The organism is Streptomyces sp. NPDC102283, from assembly GCF_044766265.1.
In the GTDB taxonomy this organism is placed as follows: Bacteria; Actinomycetota; Actinomycetes; order Streptomycetales; family Streptomycetaceae; genus Streptomyces.
In genome coordinates, this window is record NZ_JBIWLQ010000003.1 from 378,273 (window position 1) to 394,757 (window position 16,485).

Genomic DNA, 16,485 nt, shown 5'->3' on the forward strand with positions numbered 1-16,485 from the left:
CCTCAAGCGCCGGAGGGATGGAGATTCAGCCCCGCGCGATCTCCGCGAACACCGCACCCGTCAGCTCCGCCAGATCCGTCGCCGCCAGCTCGACCTCCAGGCCGCGGCGGCCCGCCGACACGCAGATCGTGGCGTGGGAGCGCGCCGACGCGTCCAGCACCGTGCGCAGGCGCTTGCGCTGGCCCAGGGGAGAGATGCCGCCGCGTACGTAGCCCGTGGTGCGTTCCGCCGCGGCCGGGTCCGCCATCGCGGCCCGTTTGCCGCCCACCGCGGAGGCCAGGGCCTTGAGGTCCAGGGAGCCGGCCACCGGGACCACCGCGACCGTCAGAGCGCCGTCCACGTCCGCCACCAGGGTCTTGAAGACGCGGTCCGGGGAGACGCCGAGGGCCTCGGCGGCCTCCTCCCCGTAGGACGGGGAGGAGGGATCGTGGTCGTAGGCGTGGACCGTGAAGGCGGTGCCCGCCGCGGTCAGGGCGACCGTGGCGGGGGTGCCGCCCGACTGCTTCTTCGGCTTCTTCGCCACCGTGAGGGGTCCTCGGTCAGTTGGGGTGGGTGGGGGCCCGGGTCAGGTCGGTCGCGGGCAACGAGGGCAGGTGCCGGATGACCGCGGTCTCCTTGCGCAGCAGCGCCAGTTCCTCGCGCAGCCGGGTCGCGGTGTCCGGGGCCTGGAGCAGGCGCTGCTTGGTGGGGACGTCCAGGACCGTGGCCGCCGCGACCAGGTAGGAGATCACGGACGGGTCGTCGGGGAGGTCGGCACCGGTCGCCAGCGACCGTTCGCTCGCCCCGGCCAGCCGCTTCTGGTAGGCGCGGAAGGCCCGCAGGACACCCTCGCCGAGCGCCCCCGCCTCGTCCTCCTCCTCGCCGGGCGGCTCCTCGGCCAACTCCTCGACCTCGGCGGTCAGATACGGCCCGCTCGCTTCTACGGACAGCAGCCTGACCCGGGTGGTGCCGGTGGCCAGGACCTCGAAGCTGCCGTCGGCGCGCTCGCGGATCGTCGCCGCGTCGGCGACGCAGCCGACGCGGTGAAAGGTCTGGATCGGATCGGGGCCGAAGCCCTCCGCCGGGGCGCGCTCGGGGGGAGGGGCGGCCGCGACGGTGTCCGGCATGCCGGTGGCCGTCGGAGCGATCTCGCGGCCGTCGCGGATCGCGACCACGACGAAGCGGCGAGGTTCGTCCTCGTCGCTCTTCAGCAGCTCCCGCATCATGGCGCGATATCGCTCTTCGAAGACGTTGAGCGGCAGCACCAGGCCGGGGAACAGCACCGCGTTGAGCGGGAAAAGGGGAAGGCGGGCGGTGGTCACAACGCTCAAGCGTAATGGCCTCGGGGGCGGCCGTGGTCGGCCCGGTTGCGCAATGGGGTCAGGGAGGCCGCCTGGAGCCGTGCGTCGTCCCGCGCGTCCAGGAACCGGCCCAGCGCGTCCTCGGACACCGACGACCACGGGAACGACGTCGCGTGCAGGCCGATCAGGTTGAACTGGTGCAGCGCCTCCGCCCAGCGGCCCCGGGCGAGCAGGACGTACGCGAGGAGGTTGCGGACCTCGGCCGGCCACGGATCGCCGGGCCGGTAGGAGGCGGAGAGCCTGATCGCCAGGTCGGCCGCCGTGTCGATCCGCTCCTCCAGTACGGAGGTGGTGCGGCCCGCCGCCTGGGCGTCCAGGAGCAGCGCGAAGGCCGCCCGGACGGGGAGGGCCTGCACCAGGGAGTCGGGCAGCGCGTCCTCGGCGGCCCGCTCGGCGAAGTCGAAGCACTCGCGGTGCGAGCCGTACCAGGCGGCGGAGAGGTAGCGCAGGGCCGCCACATGGCAGCCGTAGTGGTGCGCGGAGCGCCGTACGGCCTGCTCCCACAGCGCTTCGAAGGCGGTGTGCGTGGCATGGGTGCCGCGGGCGTGGTCCAGGGCGAGCCGCCACGGCACGGGGTCGCGCGGGTCCGCGTCGGCGGCGGCGGTGATCAGCGGGCCGACCTCGCGGAGCCGTTCCGCGCGGGCGGGCGACTCCCAGGCCCGGCGGACCGACAGCTCCGCCTTGACCAGCAGCGCGTCCGGATCCCGCGGCGCGGCGGCCAGCCAGTCGACGAGCCAGCCGTCCCGGCCGCGGGCGAAGGCGACGAGCCGCCCGAGATAGCGGTCCCGGTTCTCCCAGTCGGCGGCGTCCCGGGTGGTGGCGAGCAGTTTGGCGGCCGGTTCGTGGTCGCCCAGGGCAGCGGCGACCAGCGCGGGAGAGAGCCGCTCGTCGGGGGCGTCGAGCAGCACCGCGTCATCCGCGGACAGTCCGGCGGACAGCGGAGGGCTGTGCCGGATCATGCGCGCGGTACTGAGCAGAGCGCGAAGGAATGCCATGGTGCAGACCATTGAAAAGCGCTGGTGAGGGCCGCGCCAGAGGTGTGCTGTGAAGCTTCTGTGCCGAGTGAATGGGTTGTATCGGGCCGGGTCAAGAAAGGGCAAAGGAAATGTCCTTCGCTGGCTTGATCGCACCCTCCCGTGAGGCTCGTCCGTCCCTCCGGTCACGGTGGTGCGGGCGGCCGGCTCCGTGGCCCCGGCCGCCCACGGCCGTATGAGGGCCCTCCGAGGTCAGCCCCTGCGCAGCATCCTCGACGCCCCTGCCGCCACGGTGGTGGCCAGAACCCACCCCACCAGCACCAGACCGGCCGCGGTCCACTGCCAGGCGTCCTCCATCCGCCAGTAGCCGTCCTGACCGAGGTTGATCACCGGGATCAGCAGATCCAGCGCGTACAGGGCGGGGTTCCACTGCGGATGCTCCTCGCCCTTGATCGAGGGCGGAACGTGCTGGGCGAAGGCCGCCGTGCCCGCCGCCCACAGCACCGCCATCCACACCGCGGCCCGCCCCGGCCGGTAGCCGTACGCCACCGTCCAGTCCTGGAGGTAGCCCCACGCCTTCGCGGCGGGCGGCAGCGTCTCGCGGCGCCGGCGCTGCTTGGCCAGCAGCACCTCGCGCGCGTCCGCGTCCTCACCGCAGCTGCGCATCACCGTGGCCAGCCGCTCGTACGGCTCGGGGACGTACTCCGGGGTCGCGGCCTGCACCCACTCCAGCCGCCGGGAGAGCGGGAAGTGGCCGTAGGGGACGAGGTTCTCGTAGACGAAGCCGCCCATCGCCAGGCCCCCGGGGCCCGGCCAGCTCGTCGACAGGTCGATCAGGGTCACCACCTTCGCGCCGTTCAGGACGACGCGGCCCTCCTCCGGGCGCTCCGCGTTGAACCGCAGCTCCGGCGTCACGATCCGGCGCAGCGACAACTCCTCCTGCCTGGTCATGGTGAACCGGGCCTTGTGCAGGTCCACCGCGTCGCCGAACCGCCCGTCGTCGAGGCGCACCCCGCCCCGGCACTCGAAGATCTGCGAGCGGGTGCCGCGCGCCGGGGTCGGGGCGTAGACCACGCCGTACGGGGGAGTGGTGCCCTGGTTCCCCGTGTCGACGCTCACCCACGCCTCGGTCATGTAGAGCGTGCGCTCCACCGTCAGCTGCGGGGCGTTCAACGCACGGCGGTCCTCCGCGGCGCGCAGCCGGCTGCCGCGCAGGCTCAGCGAACCGCCCACCTTCGCCCCGCGCAGGCTCAACTCGCCGAGCGTCTCGATCATCTCGGCCTGGAGGTCCTGGGCGACCGCCATGCCGTCCCCGACGATGGCCCGCCCGTGCCGGTCCGGGCCGACGCTGAGCTGGTTGATCAGCAGATCCGTGCCGATCTGGGCGTCGGTCAGCCGGATCCCCCGGTCGATCCGGCAGCGCGGCAGGTGCAGATCGCCCTCCGTGTGCAGCCGCGCGGCCTCCAGCCGGGGCAGCGCGCACCCCACCAGCCGCAGGGTCGTGAAGTGGCACTCGGGGAGCACCACCTCCTGCTCGAAGCGGCAGCCGGTCAGCTCCACGTACGGAGCCACCCGGCCGCCCGCCAGATCCAGCTTTCCGGTGATCCGCACCCCGCGGAGCTTCAGCGCCGCCACCCGGCCGGGCCGGGCCGGCGGGCCGCTCAGCAGCAGCCGCGCCACCGTGCGCGCGCCGACGCTCCGCTCGGGCCCCCACACCAGCGGGGCGAACGGATCGTTGTGGGTCGGGTCGTAGCTGCGTAAGTCGTAGGTGGTCCCGTTGCGGAAGGACTGCCACATGCCCAGCTCCGCTGCGCTGAGGCCGTCCGGGATGTCGCCTTCGTGCGGCTCGGTCACGGCCGCTCCCTCCGTGCACACATGCTGTAGTGCTGTTCTTCCCTCTGTGTGACGCCGTGAAAGCTAGCGGTCAGCAGTGACAGCCGGACATGGCCGAGACGCGTATCGGCCAGTGGTACGGACGACCGGTATCAGCCAGTGATACGGGCGACCGGACGCTCGGACCGGTCTGAGAGAATTGCCGTGTGATCTCTCGAATCGATCTGCGCGGTGACGTCCTCCCCGAGGGCGCCGCCCTGCGCGACCTGCTGCCCCGTGCCGAGTTCGACGTGGAAGCCGCCCTGGAGACGGTGCGGCCCATCTGCGAGGACGTACGCCATCGTGGCTCCGCGGCAGTGATCGACTGGGGGGAGAAACTGGACGGTGTCCGGATCGAGTCGGTCCGGGTGCCCGCCGACGCCGTCTCCCGCGCCCTGGCGGAGCTGGACCCGGCCGTCCGGGCAGCGCTCCAGGAGTCGATCCGCCGCGCCCGCCTCGTCCACCGCGAGCAGCGCCGCACCACGCACACCACCCAGGTCGTCCCCGGCGGCACTGTCACGGAGAAGTGGGTGCCCGTCGAGCGCGTCGGGCTCTACGTCCCCGGCGGCCGCTCGGTCTACCCCTCCTCCGTCGTGATGAACGTCGTCCCCGCCCAGGAGGCGGGCGTCCGGGGCATCGCCGTCGCCTCCCCGCCGCAGAAGGACTTCGGCGGGCTGCCGCACCCCACGATCCTCGCCGCCTGCGCCCTGCTCGGCGTCGACGAGGTGTACGCCGCCGGCGGCTCCCAGGCCGTCGCGATGTTCGCGTACGGCACCGAGGACTGCCTCCCGGTCAACCTGGTCACCGGCCCCGGCAACGTCTACGTGACCGCCGCCAAGCGCCTCCTCAAGGGCCGCATCGGCATCGACGCCGAGGCCGGGCCCACCGAGATCGCGATCCTCGCCGACGCCACCGCCGACCCGGTGCACGTGGCCGCCGACCTGATCAGCCAGGCCGAGCACGACCCGATGGCCGCCGCCGTCCTGGTCACCGACTCCGAGGAGCTGGCCGCCGCGACCGAGGCCGAGCTGGTCCCCCAGGTCGCCGCCACCAAGCACATCGCGGACCGCATCGAGCCCGCCCTCGCCGGCCGCCAGTCGGCGATCGTCCTGGTCTCCTCGATCGAGGACGGCCTCAAGGTCGTCGACGCGTACGGCGCCGAGCACCTGGAGATCCAGACCGCCGACGCCGCCGCCGTCGCCGACCGGGTCCGCAACGCCGGAGCGATCTTCGTCGGCCCCTTCTCCCCCGTATCGCTCGGCGACTACTGCGCCGGCTCCAACCACGTCCTGCCCACCGGCGGCTGCGCCTGCCACTCCTCGGGCCTGTCCGTGCAGTCCTTCCTGCGCGGCATCCACATCGTCGACTACAGCCGCGACGCGCTCGCCGAGGTCACCCACCACGTCGTGACCCTCGCCGAGGCGGAGGACCTCCCCGCCCACGGCGCCGCACTGAAGGCAAGGTTCGGCTGGAAGGTTCCGCAGCAGTGAGAGACGACAGCACCACCCGCGCGACCGTGAACCCCTGGGACGAGCTCCCCATCCGCGACGAACTGCGCGGCCAGTCCCCGTACGGAGCACCCCAGCTCGACGTCCCCGTACGCCTCAACACCAACGAGAATCCGTACCCGCTCCCCGAAGCCCTGGTCGACCGGATCGCCGAGCGGGTCCGCGAGGCCGCCCGCGGCCTCAACCGCTACCCCGACCGGGACGCCGTCGAGCTCCGCACCGAGCTGGCCCGCTACCTGACCCGCACCGCCGGGCACCAGGTCGGCACGGCCAACGTATGGGCCGCCAACGGCTCCAACGAGGTCCTCCAGCAGCTGCTCCAGACCTTCGGCGGCCCCGGCCGCACCGCGATCGGCTTCGAACCCTCGTACTCCATGCACGCCCTGATCTCCCGGGGCACCGGCACCGGCTGGATCTCCGGCCCGCGCCGCGACGACTTCACCATCGACGTGGACGCCGCCCGCGCCGCCATCGCCGCGCACCGGCCCGAGGTCGTCTTCATCACCTCGCCGAACAACCCCACCGGCACCGCCGTCGACGCGCAGACCGTCCTCGCCCTGTACGACGCCGCCCAGGCCGCCGGACCCTCGATGGTCGTCGTCGACGAGGCCTACGGCGAGTTCAGCCACCACCCCTCGCTGCTCCCGCTGATCGAGGGCCGCCGAAACCTGGTCCTCTCGCGGACCATGTCCAAGGCGTTCGGCGCGGCCGGGCTCCGCCTCGGCTACCTCGCCGCCGACCCGGCCGTGGTCGACGCGGTCCAGCTGGTGCGGCTGCCGTACCACCTCTCCTCCGTCACCCAGGCCACCGCGCTCGCCGCCCTGGAGCACACCGATACGCTGCTCGGATACGTCGCGCAGCTCAAGAGCGAGCGCGACCGGCTGGTGGCCGAGCTGCGCGCCACCGGCTACGAGGTCACCGACTCGGACGCCAACTTCGTCCAGTTCGGTCGCTTCGACGACAGCCACGCCGTCTGGCAGCAGATCCTCGACCGGGGCGTCCTGGTCCGGGACAACGGCGTACCGGGATGGCTGCGGGTCTCCGCGGGAACCCCGGCAGAGAACGACGCGTTCCTCGATGCGGTACGCGAACTGAAGAAGGAGCACGACGCATGAGCCCCCGCGTAGGCCGCGTGGAACGCACCACGAAGGAAACGTCCGTGCTCGTCGAGATCAACCTCGACGGCACCGGCAAGGTCGATGTCGCCACCGGGGTCGGCTTCTACGACCACATGCTCGACCAGCTCGGCCGCCACGGCCTCTTCGACCTCACGGTCAAGACCGAGGGCGACCTGCACATCGACAGCCACCACACCATCGAGGACACCGCGCTCGCGCTCGGCGCCGCTTTCAAGCAGGCCCTCGGCGACAAGGTCGGCATCTACCGCTTCGGCAACTGCACCGTCCCGCTGGACGAGTCGCTCGCCCAGGTCACCGTCGACCTCTCCGGCCGCCCCTACCTCGTGCACACCGAGCCCGAGAAGATGGCGCCGATGATCGGCGAGTACGACACGACGATGACCCGGCACATCCTGGAGTCCTTCGTCGCCCAGGCGCAGATCGCCCTGCACGTCCACGTGCCGTACGGGCGCAACGCCCACCACATCGTCGAGTGCCAGTTCAAGGCGCTCGCCCGCGCCCTGCGGTACGCCTGCGAGCACGACCCGCGCGCCGCCGGCATCCTGCCTTCCACGAAGGGCGCCCTGTGACCGGCCTCAACACCATCCTGATCGTCGTCGGCCTCTTCCTGGCCGGTGGCGTCTACTCCTTCGCGAAGCAGGGGATGCCCAAGGGCGTCATCGTGCTGCTGTCGATCGGCTCCGTGATGTGCCTGGTGGCGGGCATCCTGCGGATCCAGGGACTGTGGGACTGAGAGGCACGCTGTGACTGACCGATCGACTGCCAGCAAGACCGCCAAGAAGAAGGTCGTCGTCTTCGACTACGGCTTCGGCAACGTCCGTTCCGCCGAGCGGGCACTCGCCCATGTCGGCGCGGACGTCGAGATCACCCGGGACTACGACCGCGCGATGAACGCCGACGGGCTCCTGGTCCCCGGCGTCGGCGCGTTCTCCGCCTGCATGGACGGGCTGAAGCGGGCCCGCGGCGACTGGATCGTCGGCCGTCGGCTCTCCGGCGGCCGTCCCGTCATGGGCATCTGCGTCGGGATGCAGATCCTGTTCGAGCGCGGCATCGAGCACGGCGTGGAGACCGAGGGCCTGGACGAATGGCCCGGCACCGTCGGCCCCCTGAAGGCCGACGTCGTCCCGCACATGGGATGGAACACCGTCGAGGCCCCCGAGGACTCCCGGCTCTTCGCGGGCCTGGACGCCGAAGCCCGGTACTACTTCGTGCACTCCTACGCGGCGCACGACTGGTCCCTCGAAGTGACCAACGCCAAGATCCGTGCCCCCAAGGTCGCCTGGGCCACGCACGGCGAACGGTTCGTGGCCGCCGTGGAGAACGGCGCGCTGTGGGCCACCCAGTTCCACCCCGAGAAGTCCGGCGATGCCGGCGCCCAGCTGCTGACCAACTGGATCGAGACGCTGTAATGCCGAAGCTTGAACTGCTCCCCGCCGTCGACGTCCGCGACGGCCAGGCCGTCCGCCTCGTGCACGGCGAGTCCGGCTCCGAGACCTCCTACGGCTCCCCGCTGGAGGCCGCCCTCGCCTGGCAGCGCGCCGGCGCCGAGTGGCTGCACCTCGTCGACCTGGACGCCGCCTTCGGCACCGGCGACAACCGCGCCCTGATCGCCGAGGTCGCCGGGGCCATGGACATCAAGGTCGAGCTGTCCGGCGGCATCCGCGACGACGCCTCGCTCGCCGCCGCCCTCGCCACCGGCTGCCGCCGGGTCAACCTCGGCACGGCCGCCCTGGAGACCCCGGAGTGGGTCGCCAAGGTCATCGCCGAGCACGGCGACAAGATCGCCGTCGGCCTCGACGTCCGCGGCACCACCCTGCGCGGCCGCGGCTGGACCCGCGACGGCGGCGACCTCTACGAGACCCTCGCCCGCCTCGACGCCGAGGGCTGCGCCCGCTACGTCGTCACCGACATCGCCAAGGACGGCACCCTTCAGGGCCCCAACCTGGGCCTGCTGCGGGACGTCTGCGCGGCCACCGACCGCCCGGTCGTCGCCTCCGGCGGCGTCTCCTCCCTCGACGACCTCCGCGCGATCTCCCTCCTCGTCCCCGAGGGCGTCGAGGGCGCGATCGTCGGCAAGGCGCTGTACGCGAAGGCGTTCACGCTGGAAGAAGCCCTCAAGGCGGTCGCCGCATGACCGATTCTCCTGAGCCCGCCGCCGCTTCCTCCGTACGCCGGATCTCCACCGGCGCGCCCTGGGAGGAGAAGTTCGGCTACTCGCGCGCCGTCGAGCTCCCGGGCGGGCTCGTCCTGGTCGCCGGCTGCACCTCCGTGATCAACGGCCAGATCTCCGCGGGCTCCCCGTACGAGCAGGCCATCACCTCCTTCGACGTCGCCTTCGCGGCCCTGGAGCAGGTGGGTCTCACCCGCGAGGACGTCGTCCGCACCCGGATGTACCTCACGCACGCCCGGGACGTGGAGGACATCGGCCGCGCCCACAAGGAGCTGTTCGACGCCGTGCGCCCCGTCGCCTCCATGATCATCGTGTCCGGCTTCGTGGACCCGGGCCTGGTCGTCGAGGTCGAGGTCGAGGCCTACCGGGGAGGCGCGAAGTGAACCTCGCCGTACGGGTCATCCCCTGCCTGGACGTCGACAACGGCCGGGTCGTCAAGGGCGTCAACTTCCAGAATCTGCGCGACGCGGGCGACCCCGTCGAGATGGCCAAACTGTACGACGCCGAGGGCGCCGACGAGCTGACCTTCCTCGACATCACCGCCTCCAGCGGCGACCGCGAGACGACGTACGACGTGGTCCGCCGCACCGCCGAGCAGGTCTTCATCCCGCTCACCGTCGGCGGCGGCGTCCGCACCCCGGACGACGTCGACAAGCTGCTGCGCGCCGGGGCCGACAAGGTCGGCGTCAACACCGCCGCCATCGCCCGCCCCGACCTCATCCGTGAGATCGCCGAACGCTTCGGGCGCCAGGTCCTGGTGCTCTCCGTGGACGCCCGCCGCACCCCGGAGGGCACGTTCGAGGTCACCACGCACGGCGGCCGCAAGGGCACCGGCATCGACGCCGTCGAGTGGGCCCACCGGGCCGCCGAGCTGGGCGCGGGCGAGATCCTGCTCAACTCGATGGACGCCGACGGTACGAAGGACGGCTACGACACGAAGATGATCGAGGCGGTGCGGAAGCACGTCACCGTCCCCGTCATCGCCTCCGGCGGCGCGGGCCGGCTCGCCGACTTCGCCCCGGCGATCGAGGCGGGGGCCGACGCGGTGCTCGCCGCGTCCGTCTTCCACTTCGGCGACCTGCGGATCTCCGAGGTCAAGGGCGCCCTGCGGGAAGCGGGCCACCCGGTCCGCTGAGTCCCTGCGGAGTCCGAGGCGGTGTCACCGGTCCTGCCGGGACCGGTGATACCGCCGATGCGCGTCCAGGGGGCGCACCGCGAGAGTGGCGAACGCCGACGGACGACGTCGGCGGCCACGCGGCGCACCCCGAGCCCCCGGACGACGGGCTTCGTGGGCCTCGCGTGGTGTGGTTCCGCCACCACCGAGAGGATCCCCCTCGTGCAGCAGCACCTCCTCCCCTCGCACCAGCACCCCCCGCACCCGAGCCGCTCCCGTACGTCCACGGCCCGCCCCCGTACGCTCGCGGGTCTGCTGACCGCCGCCGCGGCCACCGCCGGTCTCCTGATGACCGCTCTGGCGCCGGGCGCCCAGGCCGCCGACAACCCCTACGAGCGCGGACCGGCCCCCACCAACGCCTCCATCGAGGCGAGCCGCGGCTCCTACGCCACCTCGCAGACCTCCGTCTCCTCGCTCGCCGTGAGCGGGTTCGGCGGCGGCACCATCCACTACCCGACGTCCACCGCCGACGGCACCTTCGGCGCGGTCGTCATCTCGCCCGGCTTCACCGCCTACGAGTCCTCCATCGCCTGGCTCGGCCCGCGCCTGGCGTCCCAGGGCTTCGTGGTCTTCACCATCGACACCAACACCACGCTCGACCAGCCCGACAGCCGGGGCCGTCAACTCCTCTCCGCTCTGGACTACCTGACCCAGCGCAGCTCGGTGCGGACCCGGGTCGACGCCTCCCGGCTCGGGGTGATGGGGCACTCGATGGGCGGCGGCGGCAGCCTGGAGGCCGCCAAGAGCCGCACCTCGCTGAAGGCGGCGATCCCGCTGACCGGCTGGAACACCGACAAGTCCTGGCCCGAACTGCGCACGCCCACCCTCGTGGTGGGTGCGGACGGTGACACGGTCGCCCCCGTCGCCACGCACTCCGAGCCGTTCTACGAGTCGCTGCCCGGCTCCCTGGACAAGGCGTACCTGGAGCTGCGCGGCGCCTCGCACTTCACGCCGAACAGCTCCAACACGACGATCGCGAAGTACAGCATTTCCTGGCTGAAGCGATTCATCGACAACGACACCCGCTACGAGCAGTTCCTGTGCCCGCTCCCGCAGCCGAGCCTGACCATCGCGGAATACCGGGGCAACTGCCCGCACACCGCGTAGTCCCGGCGTCCCCGGCCCTGCCGCACTGTGCTCCGGCACAGCGCGGCAGGGCTCCGGCTGGGAGCGCGCACCGCACCGGGCCGTTGCTGCCGGGGACCCGGACGCGGCGCTTCCACCTCCGTCGGCGCGACCGTACGGTGCCGGTGTGAACCCATCGACGACCGTGCGCAGTCCGCTCCGGCTGTACGGCCGGGACGATGAACTCGCGACAGTGAGAAGCCTGTTGGAGCTGTCGTGGCAGGGCGGCGGAGGTGTGCTCGTGCTGGCCGCGCCGCCCGGTCTCGGCCGTACGGCGCTGCTGCGCGCCGCCGCCGACGCGCACCGCGACCGGGGCCCCGTGCTGTACGCCTCGGGCGCCTCCGCCGGACGGCCGGTGCCAGGTGGCGGGCCGGTCGCCCCGCTCGGCCCGTCTCTCCCCGCCGGCCTGTCGCCCATCGCCCCGTACCCGGTCATCACCTCCGAGGCGCTGGCCCGCCGACTGCGGGAACCGGGAGCCGGACCGCCCCTGTTGGTCTGCGCCGACGACGCGCACACCTGGGACCCGGCGTCCAGGTCCGCCCTCGCGCTCGCGGCCCGCGACCTCGGCCCGGGCAGCCGGACCACCGTCCTCCTCTCGGCCGCCGACGGCACCGCCTTCGCCGGACTGCCCACGCTCCACCTCGCACCCCTGGACGAGGGTGCGGCCTCGGCGCTCCTGGACCGGCTGACCGGGGGTATCACCCCCGGCGCGGCTGCTCCCGAAATGGCTGTCGGTACGGGGGAGCTCGACCCGGTCGTGCGCGCCGAACTCCTCCGCGAGGCGGCCGGAAACCCACGCCTGCTCGCCGGGATCACGGGCCGCCTCACCCCGGACCAGCTCGCCGGCCGCACCCCGCTGCCCTATCCGCTGCCCGGCGGCGAAGCGGTGCTCGCCGCCCACGCCGAACGCCTCGCAGGCCTCCCGGACCGGACCCGGACCCTGCTCCTGCTCGCCGCCGCGGCCCAGGAGCACGAGCCGGAGGGCGCCGGGGCGGACGCCCTGCTTCTGCTGCGCGCGGGCACCCGCTGCGGACTGCCCCGGGACTTCCTGGACCGGGCCCTGTTCGGCACCACGGTCACCGACGGCCTCCTTCAACGGGCGGGCAGTCGCGCCCACTTCACCCACCGCCTCGTCGCCCGCGCCGTACTCCACCACGCCCCCTGGTCCCACCGCCGCGCCGCCCACGAGCTGCTCGCCACCCTGCTGACGGAGACCGGAGACCGGGCCTCCCCGGGCGCCTCCACCTCGCCCTCTCCGCTCTCTCCGCCCTCTCCGTCCTCTCCGTCCTCCCCGCGCCCCCCGGCCATCGCCCTCCCGCCCGGTCCGCCCGCCCCGCTCGCCGCCCTCGTCCAACGGGCCTGTGCCGCGCCCGGGCCGGACGCCGCGCTGGCCGCCCGGCTCGAAGCGGCCGCCGGCGCCCCCTTCCCGCACGCCGAACGCTCCGCCGCCCTGGCCCGCGCCGCCCTGCTCTCCACCGAACCGGCGCTGCGGGCGGCCCGCCTCGCCGCGGCGGCCGAGCAGGCGGGACTCGCGGGCGACCCGGCTCTGGCCCGGGCCCTGCTGGCCAGGACCGGACCCCGGGCGCCGGGCGCGGCGGGGCCGACCGCCGACTCCGCGCGCGGCCTCGCCTCCTACGTCCACGGCATGCTGGCCCTGCGCTCCGGGCCCGCGGCCGACGCCCACGAAGCGCTGCTCGCCGCCGCCGCGCTGCTCGGCCCGCACGACCCCCGCCGGACCCTCGACGCCCTCCTCTGCGCGGCCGAGGCCGCCTGGGCGGCGGGGGACGCGCTCGGCTACCTCGACGCCATGAACCGCCTCGCCCGCACCCCGCTGGAGGCGGGCCTGGAGCACTACCGGGCCGGCATGTGCGCCGTGCTCGCAGGCCGCACCGCCGAGGGTCACGCACTGCTCCGCCACTGCCTCGACCCAGCAGGGGACCCCGGCGCCCCGGCCGCGCTGCTCCGGGCCGGGGTCGCGGCCCTGGTCCTCGGGGATGTCACCGCCGCCTGCCGTGCGGGGGGCCGCGCGCTCGCCGCCGTACGGACCAGGGGACCCGACGCGCTGCTGCCCCAGGCCCTCGAACACCTCGCCTACGCCGAACTGCGGGCCGGGCGGCACGCAGGTGCGCGGGCGCACGCCCTGGAAGGGCTGCACGCCGCCCGTCGTACGGCGCAGCCCAACAGCTCCGCCCATCTGCACGCCGTGCTCGCCCTCGCCGCCTCCGTGGAGGGGCCCGCGGAGGCGTGCGCCGCGCACGCCGACGCCGCGCTGACCGGGGCGGGGCCGCACGGGCTCGCCCAGGCCGTCACCCTCGCCACCTGGGCGCGGGCCCGCGCGGACCTGGCCTCCGGGAGGCCCGGCGAGGCGGCTGCCCGGCTGGCCCCCCTTGTCGGGACCGGCCCGGGGCGGGGTCACTTCGCCGCCCGGATGCTCGCCGTCCCCTGCTGGGTCGAGGCCGCGGTCCTGGGCGGACGGCAGCCCGAGCAGTCCCGCGAACTCCAGGCGGCCGTGGACGAGTTCGCGGCCTGGGCGGCACGGACCGCCGACCCGGGCGCGCCCGCCCAACTGGCCCGCTGCCGCGCCCTGCTGGCCCCCGCCGACGAGGTCGACGCCCGCTACGCCGAGGCCCTGGCCCACCACGGCCGGGCGGGCGGCGACTTCGAACGGGCCCGCACCCAGCTGCTGTACGGGCAGTGGCTGCGCCGCCGTCGGCGCACCCGGGAGGCCCGGGGCCCGCTGCGCGACGCCCTGGTCGCCTTCCAGCGCTGCTCGGCCCGTGCCTGGGCGGACCGGGCGGCCGGGGAGCTGCGGGCGGCGGGGGAGCCGGTCGGGGCCTCGCGGAGCGCGGCGGGCGAGCCGCTGGCGGCGCTCACCCCGCAGCAGCAACGCATCGCCCGATGCGTCGCCGAGGGGGCCACCAACCGAGAGGTGGCGTTGCGGTTGTCGCTCAGCCCCCGCACGGTCGACCACCACCTCCGCAATGTCTTCGCCGCCCTCGGCATCCGCTCCCGCACCGAGCTGGCCCGGCTGCTGGGCCCCTGACCCCCCGCGCGGCCCGGAGGTTGCGAGACCGTGATGACGAGTTCCGCGCAGACCCCTAGGTACCGACTGGGCGGTATGTCATTCTGCGGGCGTCAGGATCGTGTCGCCGCGCTCGCGCCCCGCCCGGGCCGGGTGCCGGGCCCGCCGCTCGCGCGGCCGGTCGATTCCCGGTGGAGGCCGCCATGCCACAGCTCGTACGTTCGCGGATCGGGGCGCCGCACGGCCCCTCCCCGGCAACCCCGTTGCCGCACCGCTTCCGCTCCCTGGCCGATCGTGAGGCCGTCGAGGTGCTGCACCGGGCCGCCCGGGTCCTCGTCGCGTCGCTGCCGGCCCTCACCGACCGGCTGGTCGAGGCCCTGTACGCCCAGGAGCCCGGCTACCGGGCGGCCATCGACTCCGGCCGGGCCGAGGTCTGGCAGGAGGTCCACCACTCGCTGCGGCACAACGTCGGCTCCCTGATCCAGCCGCGGGAGTTCCGGGAGTCCGCCCACCGCACCTCCCGCTGGATCGGTGGGATCCGCGCCGAACAGGGCGTGCCGCTCGACGCCGTCCTGCACGCCTTCCGGATGGGCGGCGCGATGGTCTGGCAGGACCTCGTGGACGAGACCGCCCGTCGCGACCCCGACGACGTACGGCTGCTCGTCCACGTCGCCGCCGACGTGTGGAACTTCGTCGACGAGCACTGCGGGATCGTCGCGGACGCCTACCGGCAGGCCGAGCGGCGGCTGTCCTGGCGGCGCGAGAACCGGCAGCGGCTCATGGTCGCCGCGCTGCTGGACGGGACCGCCCGGATCGCCGACCTCGCCGAGGCGGCCGCGATGCTGGGCCTGCCGGAGCAGGGCCGCTACGCCGTGCTCGCGGTGGCCGCCGCCCCGCGCGGTCCGGGGGCCGTCGCCCGCCCGCCGCTGACGACGCCCGGCGCCCCCGGCGCTCCGGAGCTCTGGCACCCGGGCCCGGACGCGGAGTTCGCGATCCTGTCGCTGTCGGGCTCGCCCGGCGAGCTGAACGAGCTGGCCGCCGCACTGGACGTACCGGCCGGCGTCCGGGCCGGGATCGGCTCCGCCGTCGAGGGTCTGGCCGCTCTCGGCGACGCCCGGCGGCTTGCGGAGACCGCGCTGCGCGCCTGCCCCGCGTCCGGGGGCACCGTCCTGCTCGACGAGCACCTTCCGGACGCCCTGGTCGTCTCCTCCCCGGCGCTCGCCGGGGCGCTCGCCGACCGGGTCCTGGGCCCGCTGGACCGACTGGACCCCGCCGACCGCGACGTCATCGTGGAGACCCTCACCGCCTGGCTGGACGCGGACGGCTCCGCGCAGCGGGCCGGTGCGCGGCTCTACTGCCACCGCAACACCGTCCTCAACCGCCTCCGCCGCTTCGAACAGCTCACCGGCCGCTGCCTCACCCGCCCCCGGGACGCGGTCGAGGTCTCCCTCGCCCTGGCGGCGCGGCGGCTGCTCGGCACCTGAGAAACTCCACAACAGAAACTCCACAACAAATATTGCGCAATTATTCTTGCGCAACTTTTCCTGCGCGTCTACGGTCGTGTCATGCCCAGTGAAGAGCGACGCCGCGTCTCCGACCTCGACACCCTCAAGGCGATAGGCCACCCCCTGCGCCTGAAGCTCTACCGAGCCCTGCACATCAAGCGCACCGCCACCGCCTCCCAGCTCGCCGACCAGGTCGACGAGGCGGTCTCCCTCGTCAGCTACCACCTGCGCAAGCTCGCCGACCACGGACTGATCGAACCGGCCGAGGGCCAGGGCACCGACGGCCGGGAGCGCTGGTGGCAGCCGACCTCCCGAGGGCTGACCTTCAGCGACACGGACTTCGACGACGCGCCGGACAAGGCGGCCGTCTACGCCGCCGCCGGCCGGATGTCCTTCGACCAGCACGTCGAGCTCTACCGGGCCCACCAGGACGCACGGCACACCTGGGACGCGGAATGGCGCGGCGCCTCCTGGAGCGCGGAGAACCTCCTGCGCCTCACCGCGGAGGAACTGGCCGCCCTCGGCCGGGAGATGGGCGCGCTGATCGACCGCTACGAGGAAACGGGCCGCGCCCGCGAGGAAGCGGGCGACACGGAGGGCCGCGAGAGCGTCGCCCTGCACACGTACGGATTCCCCTTCCGCCCCTGAGTTCCTTA

16 protein-coding genes are annotated in these 16,485 nt (G+C 73.8%); 12 read left to right on the forward strand and 4 right to left on the reverse strand.

Annotated features, from left to right (window positions below; all coding sequences use genetic code 11):
- Positions 1-25 precede the first annotated feature (25 nt).
- From ybaK to ACIRJT_RS08500, 4 genes are all read right to left on the reverse strand, one after another.
- On the reverse strand, positions 26-523 hold the full coding sequence (gene ybaK, locus ACIRJT_RS08485; RefSeq protein ID WP_403906216.1) for a Cys-tRNA(Pro) deacylase: 498 nt from the start codon (positions 521-523) through the stop codon (positions 26-28).
- Between the two features lie 16 nt (positions 524-539).
- Positions 540-1,301 carry an LON peptidase substrate-binding domain-containing protein gene (locus tag ACIRJT_RS08490; RefSeq protein ID WP_403906219.1) on the reverse strand — a complete coding sequence of 254 codons (762 nt, stop codon included), beginning with the start codon at positions 1,299-1,301 and terminating at the stop codon, positions 540-542.
- Between the two features lie 5 nt (positions 1,302-1,306).
- A complete protein-coding gene (locus ACIRJT_RS08495) occupies positions 1,307-2,347 on the reverse strand; it encodes a hypothetical protein (protein WP_403906221.1) in 1,041 nt (346 codons plus the stop codon).
- A gap of 219 nt (positions 2,348-2,566) precedes the next feature.
- On the reverse strand, positions 2,567-4,168 hold the full coding sequence (locus tag ACIRJT_RS08500) for an oxidoreductase (protein WP_403906224.1): 1,602 nt from the start codon (positions 4,166-4,168) through the stop codon (positions 2,567-2,569).
- Positions 4,169-4,353: 185 nt separating this feature from the next.
- Here ACIRJT_RS08500 and hisD point away from each other — a divergent pair, with 185 nt between their 5' ends.
- The 12 genes from hisD (at position 4,354) to ACIRJT_RS08560 (ending at position 16,477) form a co-directional block, all read left to right on the forward strand.
- On the forward strand, positions 4,354-5,676 hold the full coding sequence (gene hisD / locus ACIRJT_RS08505) for a histidinol dehydrogenase (RefSeq protein ID WP_403906227.1): 1,323 nt from the start codon (positions 4,354-4,356) through the stop codon (positions 5,674-5,676).
- A complete protein-coding gene (locus tag ACIRJT_RS08510; RefSeq protein ID WP_403906229.1) occupies positions 5,673-6,809 on the forward strand; it encodes a histidinol-phosphate transaminase in 1,137 nt (378 codons plus the stop codon). The genes hisD and ACIRJT_RS08510 overlap by 4 nt, the downstream gene beginning before the upstream one ends.
- Complete coding sequence (gene hisB, locus ACIRJT_RS08515) at positions 6,806-7,402, forward strand: imidazoleglycerol-phosphate dehydratase HisB (RefSeq protein WP_093686685.1); 597 nt, start codon at positions 6,806-6,808, stop codon at positions 7,400-7,402. Before ACIRJT_RS08510 ends, hisB begins: the two co-directional genes overlap by 4 nt.
- Positions 7,399-7,566, forward strand: a complete 168-nt coding sequence (locus tag ACIRJT_RS08520; protein WP_003969742.1) for a hypothetical protein — start codon at positions 7,399-7,401, stop codon at positions 7,564-7,566. Before hisB ends, ACIRJT_RS08520 begins: the two co-directional genes overlap by 4 nt.
- Before the next feature lie 10 nt (positions 7,567-7,576).
- Positions 7,577-8,242, forward strand: coding sequence for an imidazole glycerol phosphate synthase subunit HisH (hisH, locus tag ACIRJT_RS08525; RefSeq protein ID WP_403906233.1), 666 nt, complete (start codon positions 7,577-7,579; stop codon positions 8,240-8,242).
- Entirely contained in the window at positions 8,242-8,967 is a 726-nt protein-coding gene (priA, locus tag ACIRJT_RS08530; RefSeq protein ID WP_274029554.1) for a bifunctional 1-(5-phosphoribosyl)-5-((5-phosphoribosylamino)methylideneamino)imidazole-4-carboxamide isomerase/phosphoribosylanthranilate isomerase PriA, read from the forward strand. The genes hisH and priA overlap by 1 nt, the downstream gene beginning before the upstream one ends.
- A complete protein-coding gene (locus tag ACIRJT_RS08535; protein ID WP_403906236.1) occupies positions 8,964-9,386 on the forward strand; it encodes a RidA family protein in 423 nt (140 codons plus the stop codon). Before priA ends, ACIRJT_RS08535 begins: the two co-directional genes overlap by 4 nt.
- The gene (gene hisF / locus ACIRJT_RS08540; RefSeq protein WP_403906239.1) at positions 9,383-10,138 is read left to right on the forward strand and encodes an imidazole glycerol phosphate synthase subunit HisF; all 756 of its coding nucleotides are present in this window, start codon (positions 9,383-9,385) and stop codon (positions 10,136-10,138) included. The genes ACIRJT_RS08535 and hisF overlap by 4 nt, the downstream gene beginning before the upstream one ends.
- Before the next feature lie 201 nt (positions 10,139-10,339).
- Positions 10,340-11,284 carry an alpha/beta hydrolase gene (locus ACIRJT_RS08545; RefSeq protein ID WP_403906241.1) on the forward strand — a complete coding sequence of 315 codons (945 nt, stop codon included), beginning with the start codon at positions 10,340-10,342 and terminating at the stop codon, positions 11,282-11,284.
- 145 nt (positions 11,285-11,429) lie between these two features.
- On the forward strand, positions 11,430-14,345 hold the full coding sequence (locus ACIRJT_RS08550) for a LuxR C-terminal-related transcriptional regulator (RefSeq protein ID WP_403906244.1): 2,916 nt from the start codon (positions 11,430-11,432) through the stop codon (positions 14,343-14,345).
- A gap of 182 nt (positions 14,346-14,527) precedes the next feature.
- Positions 14,528-15,808 (forward strand): PucR family transcriptional regulator, encoded by a 1,281-nt coding sequence (locus ACIRJT_RS08555; RefSeq protein WP_403906246.1) that lies wholly within the window; start codon positions 14,528-14,530, stop codon positions 15,806-15,808.
- A gap of 81 nt (positions 15,809-15,889) precedes the next feature.
- Complete coding sequence (locus ACIRJT_RS08560) at positions 15,890-16,477, forward strand: ArsR/SmtB family transcription factor (protein WP_403906248.1); 588 nt, start codon at positions 15,890-15,892, stop codon at positions 16,475-16,477.
- Positions 16,478-16,485: the final 8 nt, after the last annotated feature.

What these genes read in the sequence shown, in the direction of transcription:
- ACIRJT_RS08495 (WP_403906221.1), bottom strand. Translation starts at nt 2,347, where the DNA reads ATGGTCTGCACCATGGCATTCCTTCGCGCTCTGCTCAGTACCGCGCGC.
- hisB (WP_093686685.1), top strand. Translation starts at nt 6,806, where the DNA reads ATGAGCCCCCGCGTAGGCCGCGTGGAACGCACCACGAAGGAAACGTCC.
- priA (WP_274029554.1), top strand. Translation starts at nt 8,242, where the DNA reads ATGCCGAAGCTTGAACTGCTCCCCGCCGTCGACGTCCGCGACGGCCAG.
- ACIRJT_RS08535 (WP_403906236.1), top strand. Translation starts at nt 8,964, where the DNA reads ATGACCGATTCTCCTGAGCCCGCCGCCGCTTCCTCCGTACGCCGGATC.
- ACIRJT_RS08555 (WP_403906246.1), top strand. Translation starts at nt 14,528, where the DNA reads ATGCCACAGCTCGTACGTTCGCGGATCGGGGCGCCGCACGGCCCCTCC.
- ACIRJT_RS08560 (WP_403906248.1), top strand. Translation starts at nt 15,890, where the DNA reads ATGCCCAGTGAAGAGCGACGCCGCGTCTCCGACCTCGACACCCTCAAG.